The sequence below is a fragment of the Amycolatopsis sp. NPDC059657 genome, assembly GCF_042734395.1.
Lineage (GTDB): Bacteria > Actinomycetota > Actinomycetes > Mycobacteriales > Pseudonocardiaceae > Amycolatopsis.
The window spans coordinates 22,651-32,024 of record NZ_JBHWEB010000107.1 but is presented as its reverse complement, the minus strand read 5'-3'; the positions used below and the strand labels follow the sequence as shown (position 1 = coordinate 32,024).

Annotated in this window: 5 protein-coding genes; 3 read left to right on the top strand and 2 right to left on the bottom strand. The window is 67.9% G+C overall.

Annotated elements, in window-relative coordinates; translation table 11 throughout:
• Positions 1 to 114: 114 nt before the first annotated feature.
• The gene (locus ACFV15_RS37740; RefSeq protein ID WP_378356901.1) at positions 115 to 3,216 is read right to left on the bottom strand and encodes an efflux RND transporter permease subunit; all 3,102 of its coding nucleotides are present in this window, start codon (positions 3,214 to 3,216) and stop codon (positions 115 to 117) included.
• 166 nt (positions 3,217 to 3,382) lie between these two features.
• The gene (locus ACFV15_RS37735) at positions 3,383 to 4,543 is read right to left on the bottom strand and encodes a YihY/virulence factor BrkB family protein (RefSeq protein WP_378356900.1); all 1,161 of its coding nucleotides are present in this window, start codon (positions 4,541 to 4,543) and stop codon (positions 3,383 to 3,385) included.
• Between the two features lie 220 nt (positions 4,544 to 4,763).
• Between ACFV15_RS37735 and ACFV15_RS37730 the strand changes: the two genes are divergently transcribed.
• From ACFV15_RS37730 to ACFV15_RS37720, 3 genes are all read left to right on the top strand, one after another.
• Entirely contained in the window at positions 4,764 to 6,485 is a 1,722-nt protein-coding gene (locus tag ACFV15_RS37730; RefSeq protein ID WP_378356904.1) for a DEAD/DEAH box helicase, read from the top strand.
• An 884-nt stretch (positions 6,486 to 7,369) separates the two neighbouring features.
• The gene (locus ACFV15_RS37725; RefSeq protein WP_378356898.1) at positions 7,370 to 8,506 is read left to right on the top strand and encodes a sugar ABC transporter substrate-binding protein; all 1,137 of its coding nucleotides are present in this window, start codon (positions 7,370 to 7,372) and stop codon (positions 8,504 to 8,506) included.
• An 86-nt stretch (positions 8,507 to 8,592) separates the two neighbouring features.
• Positions 8,593 to 9,366: an ATP-binding cassette domain-containing protein gene (locus tag ACFV15_RS37720; RefSeq protein WP_378356896.1), complete on the top strand. Its 774-nt coding sequence runs from the start codon at positions 8,593 to 8,595 to the stop codon at positions 9,364 to 9,366.
• Positions 9,367 to 9,374: the final 8 nt, after the last annotated feature.

The window sequence follows — 9,374 nt, the reverse complement described above, 5'->3', positions numbered from 1 at the left end:
GCAAGCTCGTCATACGACGGACGCACATCCCCGGTCACGTGGTGATCATCGCAGCACCACGATCACCACGTGACAGAGACCTGACTAGTTACCCGTCGGCAACACTCACGAGCCTTAGACGTTGGCGTGCTCCGGCTTGACGTTCGACGGCCGGGGCGTGCGCGCCGCCTTCTTGAGCGCGCGCCGTTCCTTGCGGACCTCGAGCGCCGTGTACAGCGTCGGCACCAGCACCAGGGTGAGCAGCGTCGAGCTGACCAGCCCGCCGATCACCACGATGGCCAGCGGCTGCCCGATGAACCCGCCCTGCCCGGTGATCCCCAGCCCCATCGGCAGCAGCGCGAAGATCGTGGCCGACGCGGTCATCAGGATCGGCCGCAGCCGGTGCCTGCCACCCTCGACCACCGCGTCCTGCACGCTGTAGCCGTCCGACCGGTACTTGTTGATCAGGTCGATCAGCACGATCGCGTTGGTGACCACGATGCCGACCAGCATCAGCATGCCGATCATCGCGGGCAGGCCGATCGCGGTGTTCGTCGCCCGCAGCAGCAGGAGCGCGCCGGTCGCCGCGAACGGGATGGACACCAGCAGGATCAGCGGCTGCACCAGGCTGCGGAACGTCGCCGCCATGATCAGGAACACGATCGCGATCGCGGCCAGCAACGCCAGCACCAGGTTCGTGAACGCCTCGGTCTGCTGCTCGGCGACCCCGCTGATCTTGGCCGACGCGCCGCCTGCCAGCTTCAGGTCCTTGAGCTTGGTCTCGATGTCCTTGGTGACCGCGCCCAGGTTGTCCGAGCCGTTCTTCGCGGTGACGCTCGTGCTCAGGTCGGCGCCGGTCCGCTTGACCGTGCTCGGACCATCCACAGTGGACACCGTCGCGACCTGGTCCAGCCGGACCACGCCGGTCGCCGAAGGCAGCGGCAACGCCTTGATCGCGTCGACCCCGGTGGGCGCGGTTCCGGTGCGCAGCACGATGTCCGTGCGTGTCCCGTCGATCGGCAGCTGGGTGACCACCCGGCCGCCGACGGCCTGCCCGGCGAGCTGCCCGATGGTCGCGGGCGTCAATCCCGCGGCCGCGGCGGCCGCCTGGTCGACGTCGACCTTCAGCTGCGGCGAGCCCTTCGAGAGGTCACTGGTGACCTCGGACAGCCCGTTGATCCCGGACAGTGCCCGCGCCACCTGGTCGGCGGCGGGCTTCAGCGCGGCGTCGTTCGGCGCGGTCACCAGCACGGACACCTTGTCGGAGCTCGAAGCGTCCTGGCCGAACTTGATGACGCCCGCGCCCGGCTTGCCGCTGAGCTGGCTCTTCAGCTTCTCCTGCAACGCTTTCCGGTCGGTGCCTTCGGCGATCGTCACGGTGAAGCTGGTGCCGCCGTCACCGCCGAACCCGAACGCCGCGCCCGCGCCGTTGCCGCCGACGGTCATCTGGTAGCTCTTGACCTCGGGCGCGGCCGCGAGCGCCGTCTCGACGAGCTTTCCGGCTTCCTCACTGGCTTCCAGGCTGGTGCCCGGCGGCAGCTCCTGGGTCATCGACAGCGTGGTGCCGCCGTTGTCGCCGAGGAAGTCCGTCTTCGCGCTGGCGGCGAGCCCGGCGGTCACGACGAAGATGACGATCGCGCTGAGCACCACGACGAGCCTGCGCTTGATGGCGAACCGCACCACCGGGACGTAGATCTTCTGCAGTGCGCCGTTGCGCTCCTTCTCCTCGGCGGCTTCCCTTGCCGCTTCGGCGTTCTCGGCGTCCCAATTCCTGGGAGCCTTCAGGAACCAGTACGCCAGCACCGGCACGACGGTCAGCGAAACCAGCAGCGACGCCAGCAGCGCCACGGTCACCGTGATCGAGAACGGCGCGAACAGCTCGCCGACGATGCCGCTGACGAACGCGATCGGCAGGAACACCGCGACCGTGGTCAGCGTGGACGCGGTCACCGCGGTGGCCACCTCGCGGACACCGTTCAGCACGGCGTCCTGTTTCGCTTCGCCGTAGCCGAGATGCCGTTTGATGTTCTCCAGCACCACGATCGAGTCGTCGACCACCCGGCCGACCGCGATCGTCAGCGCGCCGAGGGTGAGCAGGTTGAGTGACAGATCGCCGCTGTAGAGCGCGATCAGCGCGACCACCACGGACAGCGGGATCGACACCGCGGTGACCAAAGTGGACCGCAGCGAGAACAGGAAGAGCAGGATCACGATCACCGCGAAGAGCAGGCCCAGCAGGCCTTCGGTGGTCAGGCCGCTGACCGCCTTCTCGACCTCGGGACCCTGGTCGAACACGGTGCTGAACTGCACGCCGAGCTTCGAGCTCAGCTCGGGCAGCTTGTCCTTCACGGCCTTCGAGATCGCCACCGCGTTGCCGTCGGAGGCCATGGTGACCGAAACGCCGAAGCTGGGCTTGCCGTTGGTGCGGGTGATCGACGTGGCCGTGGCGGTGCCCGCCTCTACGGTCGCGATGTCGCCCAGCTTCACCGGCTTCGTCTTGCCAGCCAGGTAAGTGTTCTTGAGCGAGTCGACGGTCAGCGCGGAGCCGCCGATCTCGACGTTGAGTGTCTTGCCGTCTTGGTCGACGGTGCCCGCCGGAATGGCCGCGCCCGCCCCCTGCAGCGTGCTGACCAGCGAAGACGGGTCGACCCCCGCGACCGCGAGCTTCGCGTAGTCCAGCGTGATGACGACCTGGGGCTTCTGCGTCCCGGTGACCGTCGTGGTGCGGACGCCCTCGATCTTCTTGAACTCGGGGACGACCTCGTTGTTCAGCCGGTCGGCGAGCTGCTTCTGGTCGCCTTCACCGCTGACCGCGAGCACCACGGTCGGGATGTCGTCGAAGCTGCCGGCCTGCACGGTCGGCGTGCTGTTGGCGGGCAGCCGGGTGCTGATCCGGTTCACCGCCTGCTGCATCTGGCCGACGGCCGCGTCGAGGTCCGTGCCGAACTGGTACTGGACGACGACCGACGAGTTGCCAGCCCTCGACGTGGAGGTGATCTCCTCGACGCCCTTGATCCCCTGCAGCGCGGCCTCGATGGGCTCACTGACCTGCTTGTCGACCGCGTCCGGCGAGGCGCCGACGTACGGCGTGATGACGACGGCCGTCGGGAACTGGAGTGACGGGAAGAGCTGCTGCTTGATCTTCGGCAGTACGAACGCGCCGAAGACCAGTACCAAGATGGCCAGCAGCCCGATCAGGCCTCGGTTGCGCAGGCTGAGCCGTGCCAGCACTGACATGGTGGTGATCCCCCTCGGGAAACGGAAAAGCCCCTTGGTTCCGGGGCGCGCTGAGCGTGACACGCGAAACCTGAGAAGAGCTTCACACCAGGGGTGGAGTCTCGGTACGACTTCAGGATGACTCCGCCGGTCGGGTGGCGGTGGAGCACGGGTGGAGTAACCGGCGTCAGGCCGTCGAACGCCCAGCTCGGGGCGAAGATTCGGGCTCGGGGGCGTCCGCTTCGGCGGGCTCGTCCGTGACCCGATCGGGGTGCGCGTTCGCTGAGGATTCCTCAGCTTCGACGTCCTCGCGCTTGGGTCGGCGCAGCGGCACGGTGGCCCGTTCCCACAGCTTGCCGTTGTCCTCGGACTTGAGCCGCTCGTTCGCGCGCTCCATCTCCAGCCTGCGCCACTTGCGGCGCTGGCGCCGGGTCATCTTGGCCGGCCACAGCTCCTGGATCGCGCTGTTGAAGTACGCGCCGGCGGTCACCGCCAGCCCGATGAAGAACATCAGCAGCAGGAACGCGATCGGCGCGGCGAGCGCGCCGTAGGTGTAACCCGTCTTGGTGATCTGCGACAGGTAGATCCGCAGCCCGATGCTCGCCAGCAGGAACAGCACCATCGCGAGCACCGCGCCGGGCAGGCCGCGGTGCCACGGCAGCTTGCGCGGCAGCGCGAGCTTGTAGAGCGTCGCGAGCGCCAGCGTGATCAGCACACCGAGCGCCGGGTAATAGAGCGTGCCGACCCAGTCGCGGACCGTCGGCCGCCAGTCCGCCGGGAAGAATTCGGGGAGCAGGTCGGGGCCGATCGCCAGCAGTGGCAGCCCGACGGCCAGGATCACCAGCCCGGCCATATAGAGGAGCAGCGCGAACAACCGCTGCCACACCTCGTTGCGCACGCCGTACTGATCGTGCGCGACGGTGATCGCGTCGACGAACGACGACATCGCCGACGAACCGGCCCACAGCGAGATCACGAAGCCGACGGAGACGATCTCGCCCTTGCCGACCGTGAGGATGCTGTTGACCGTCGGCTCGATGATCTCCTGGACGGCGTTCGGGCTGAAGATCGTCTTCGAGAACCGGATGATCTGGTCGTGCACCGCGGTCACCACCGACGGGCCGAACCAGTCACCGAGAAAGCCCAGGCTGCCGAGCAGTCCCAGCAGCAGCGGGGGAAGCGACAGCGTCTGCCAGAAGGCGGCCTCGGCCGCCTCGGAGAAGATGTTGCCGTCCCAGGCTTTGTTGAGCGTGCGCCTGAGCAAGGTCAGCGGGGTTTTGCGGACCACCCTCGCCTCGGGTGCCCGCTCGGCGCCGTCCTCCGGCGCGTCGTCCGCTGTCTCGGTCATCGCAGGGCCAAGCATGCTGCATCGGGGCGGTTTTGGCTCGTCGTTCGGGACAAGTGTCGCCTAGCACGTCGTCGCGAGGCACGAATCACCCCGTCGGTACCGGCTCTTGTCGGTGCGGGCAGGTACCCTCGGCGGAGCGCCTTCGACGGGCGCTTTTGTGTGAGCAGGCCGTACCGAGGGGAGTTGGACCATCTTGACCGAGACGGCCCAACGCGGCGTGATGGGCGCGCCACCAGCGGAAAAAGACTCCACCGCGCGGCCACTGCGCGCCTGGCAGCGCAGCGCGCTGACCAAGTACCTGATGCGCAAGCCCAAGGACTTCCTGGCGGTCGCGACGCCCGGCGCAGGCAAGACGGTCTTCGGCCTGCGCATCGCCGCCGAGCTGCTGAGCGACCGCACGATCGAGCGGGTCGTCATCGTCACGCCGACCGAGCACCTCAAGCACCAGTGGGCCGAGTCCGCCGCCAAGGCGGGCATCTCCATCGACTCGAACTTCCGCAACGGCGCGGGCGCGACCTCCTCGGACTACCAGGGTGTCGCCGTCACGTACGCGCAGGTCGCCGCGCACCCGACGTTGCACCGCGTGCGCACCGAGAACTACAAGACGCTGGTCATCCTCGACGAGATCCACCACGGTGGCGACGCCAAGTCCTGGGGCGACGCGATCATGGAGGCGTTCACCCCGGCGGTGCGCAGGCTCGCGCTCACCGGTACCCCGTTCCGCAGCGACGATTCGCAGATCCCGTTCGTCCAGTACGAGCCGGACGGCGAGGGGCACCTGCGCAGCAAGTCCGATCACGCGTACGGCTACGCCAACGCGCTCGCCGACGGCGTGGTCCGGCCGGTCGTCTTCCTCGCCTACTCGGGTGAGGCGTCGTGGCGCACCAGCGCGGGCGAGGAGTTCACCGCCCGCCTCGGCGAGCCGCTCACGGCCGAGCAGAACGCGCGCGCCTGGCGCACCGCGCTCGACCCGGCAGGCGAGTGGATCCCGGCGGTGCTGCAGGCAGCGGACGTCAGGTTGTCGCAGCTCCGCGCCGACGGCATGCCGGACGCGGGCGGCCTGGTCATCGCGACCGACCAGGAGTCGGCCCGCGCCTACGCCAAGATCTTGGAGCGGTTGTCCGGCGAGATGCCGACGGTCGTTTTGTCGGACGACCCCAAGGCATCCGGCCGCATCGCCGAGTACGCCGCGTCGACGGACCGCTGGCTGGTCGCGGTCCGCATGGTGTCGGAAGGCGTCGACGTCCCGCGCCTGGCGGTCGGCGTGTACGCCACGAGCGCGTCGACCCCGCTGTTCTTCGCGCAGGCGATCGGCCGTTTCGTGCGATCCCGTCGCAAGGGCGAGACGGCTTCGGTCTTCCTGCCCAGCGTGCCGGTGTTGCTCGAGCTGGCCGCCGAGCTCGAGGCGCAGCGCGACCACGTGCTCGGCAAGCCCCATCGCGAAAAAGACGGCTGGGACGACGAGCTGCTCGCCGAAGCCAACCGCACCGAGGACGAGCCGGGCGAGGAGGAGAAGGCGTTCACCTCACTGGGCGCCTCCGCCGAGCTCGACCAGGTCATCTACGACGGCAACTCCTTCGGCACGGCCGTGTTCTCCGGTTCCGACGAGGAGCAGGAGTACCTCGGCCTCCCGGGTCTCCTGGAGCCGGACCAGGTCCGCGCCCTGTTGCGCAAGCGCCAGGAGGAGCAGCTCGCCGACTCCAAGAAGCGCAAGCCCGAGAAGGAAGCCCCCGTCCAGGTCGCCAAGCCCCAGACGGTCAGCCAGCGCCTCGGCTCGCTCCGCAAGGAACTCAACGCCTTGGTCGGCATGTACCACCACCGCACCCGCAAACCCCACGGCGCCATCCACAACGAACTCCGCCGCGTCTGCGGCGGCCCGCCCACCGCGATGGCCACCGTCGAGCAACTCGAAGAGCGCATAGTCACCCTCCGCTCCTGGTAACCCCGGCGCCGGCGAACCCGAACGGTCGCCCCGCGTACCCAGCCGGGACGCCCATCCCGCCGCCCGTACTCCCGCGCCTCGTGTCGTCCGTCCAGGTACGTGTGCCGACCCTTCGGGTACGTGTGCCGACCCTTCGGGCAGAGGAGCGGGGAATGAGGGTCACGCTCTGTTGATCACCTGCTAGGCCGTTCGGGCGATACCGGTTAACGGGATCGAGTGGCTTGCCGACGGTTGTTTACCGCGCGAGGTGTGGCGAATGGGCGGGGTTCCGGCATTCGCGGTGTCGATCATTCCCGTCGCCGCCGAGACTTATCGAAGCCGCGAATAAATGCCCGGTTTCGTTGATCTTGTGGTCGATGCCGCCGGGCGCCGTTATGGCAGGTAGTCCGCCTGCGGGGCCCTGTTGTCGGTCGAGACGTGCTGCTGGAGCAAGCTTTCGGCCCCGCTGATGCTTGACGCGGATCGGGGCCGGGCAGCAGCGGGGCCGGGGTCATTTCGGCGAGGCTGAATTGACGGCCGGAGTCTCGTGTCGCACGGAGGTTTCGGGCAAGACTGGGCTGATCGGACCAAATGCCGCGGGGGTCTGGATAAAAGGTCGGTTTCGGCTGGGTTCGGGCAAGTCATCGTTGTCGTAAGATGGGGACAACACCGATCCAGTCACGATGAGTGACCGGCCACTGTCTTCAATGTCACCGTCTTGGCCTCTTGCGCTCAATGTGACGGGCACGTTGCCAAACTGTGTCTCACAGGTGGGTCTTAATTGATCCAGCCCTCTTCCGTACCGGGCAATCGCGGCATATGTTGTCGCCCACAACATTTTGCGCGACGAGGCGCCGGCCAGGTCCGGGACAACCGCTCGTCGGCAGGAGCTGGAAGGACCGAGGATGCGCACGAAGACCCTTACCCTCCTCGCCGCGGTGGCGAGTGTCAGCCTCGTGCTGACGGCATGTGGGGCGAACAGCTCGAACTCGGGGACCTCCTCGAGTTCCTCGGCCCCGGCCTCGGCGCCCGCCGCCGGCGGCGCCTCCGGCAAGGTCGGCGTGATCCTGCCGGAGACTGCGACCTCGGCTCGCTGGGAAGCCTTCGACAAGCCGATGCTGGAGAAGGCGCTCAAGGCCAAGGGCTTCGACGTCGACGTGCAGAACGCGCAGGGCGACGTCCAGAAGTTCTCGACGCTGGCCGACGGTTTCATCACCCAGGGTGTCAAGGTCCTGATCATCGCCGCCATCAACAGCGAGGTCGGCTCGGCCGTCGCCAAGAAGGCCAAGAACGCGGGCATCCCGACGATCGACTACGACCGCCTCAACCTCGGCGGCAGCTCGGACTACTACGTGTCCTTCGACAATGTGAAGGTCGGCGCGCTGCAGGGCCAGGGCCTCGCCGACGCGCTCAAGGACAAGAAGGGCGCCGAGGTCATCCAGATCGAGGGTGCCCCGACCGACAACAACGCCACCCTCTTCGCCAATGGCCAGGCCAGCGTCCTCGACGCGAAGTACGCCTCCGGTGACCTGAAGAAGGTGCGCATCCAGGCCATCGACAACTGGGACAACCAGAAGGGTGGTCAGACCTTCGAGCAGATCCTGACCTCCAACGGTGGCAAGGTCGACGGCGTCGTCGCCGCGAACGACGGTCTCGCGGGCGCGGTCATCACCGTGCTCAAGAAGAACGGCCTCAACGGCAAGGTCCCGGTGACCGGCCAGGACGCGACCGCCGACGGCCTCAAGGCCATCCTCCGCGGTGACCAGTACCTGACCATCTTCAAGCCGATCGAGGAAGAGGCCAACGGCGCCGCCGACCTCGCCGCCGCACTCGCCAAGGGCGACAAGGCCGCCGCCGACGCCATCGCCAAGGGCGTCAGCAAGGACCCGACCGGCAACCGCGACGTCAAGTCGCTGCTGCTCGAGCCCAAGCTGACGCTGAAGGACGGTGTCAAGGAGGTCATCACCAAGGGCTACGTCAAGGCTTCCGAGGTGTGCGCCGGCGACCTGCAGGCCGTCTGCACCCAGCTCGGCATCTCCTGACAATCCCCCTATAGACAGCCGGGCCGGGACGCGTTCCCCGACAACGTGTCCCGGCCCGGTACCCACACAGGAGAGATCGCCGTTTCATGAGTGAACCCATTCTCGACATCCAAGGCCTCAACAAGAGCTTCGGACCGGTCCACGTCCTCCACGACGTGGACTTCGCCGTGCGGGCCGGTGAAGTGACCGCGCTCGTCGGCGACAACGGTGCCGGCAAGTCGACGCTGGTGAAGTGCATCGCCGGTATCCACGGGTCCGACTCGGGCATCGTGAAGTTCAAGGGCGAGGACGCCCACATCCACGGCCCGCGTGACGCCGCCGCGCTCGGCATCGAGGTCGTCTACCAGGACCTCGCGCTCGCCGACAACCTGGACATCGTGCAGAACATGTTCCTGGGCCGCGAGCGCGGCAGCAAATGGCTGCTCGACGAGGCCAGCATGGAAAAGGCCGCCCGCGAGACGCTCGCGTCGCTCTCGGTCCGCACGGTGAAGTCCGTGCGCACCCCGGTCTCCGCCCTGTCGGGTGGGCAGCGACAGACCGTCGCCATCGCCAAGTCGGTGCTGTGGGACTCGAAGGTCGTGCTGCTCGACGAGCCGACCGCCGCGCTCGGTGTCGCGCAGACCCGTCAGGTGCTCGACCTCGTCCGCAGGCTCGCCGAGAAGGGTCTCGGCGTCGTGCTGATCAGCCACAACATGGCCGACGTGTTCGAGGTCGCCGACCGGATCGCCGTGCTGTACCTCGGCCGCCTCGTCGCCGACGTGCACACCAAGGACGTCACCCACGGCCAGGTCGTGGAACTCATCACCGCGGGCCGGTCGGGCGATCTCGGCCTTGCCCGCCCCGAAGCCGCTGTCCTGTGAGCGTGGAG

What these genes read in the sequence shown, in the direction of transcription:
- ACFV15_RS37735 (WP_378356900.1), bottom strand. Translation starts at nt 4,543, where the DNA reads ATGACCGAGACAGCGGACGACGCGCCGGAGGACGGCGCCGAGCGGGCA.
- ACFV15_RS37740 (WP_378356901.1), bottom strand. Translation starts at nt 3,216, where the DNA reads ATGTCAGTGCTGGCACGGCTCAGCCTGCGCAACCGAGGCCTGATCGGG.
- ACFV15_RS37720 (WP_378356896.1), top strand. Translation starts at nt 8,593, where the DNA reads ATGAGTGAACCCATTCTCGACATCCAAGGCCTCAACAAGAGCTTCGGA.
- ACFV15_RS37725 (WP_378356898.1), top strand. Translation starts at nt 7,370, where the DNA reads ATGCGCACGAAGACCCTTACCCTCCTCGCCGCGGTGGCGAGTGTCAGC.
- ACFV15_RS37730 (WP_378356904.1), top strand. Translation starts at nt 4,764, where the DNA reads ATGGGCGCGCCACCAGCGGAAAAAGACTCCACCGCGCGGCCACTGCGC.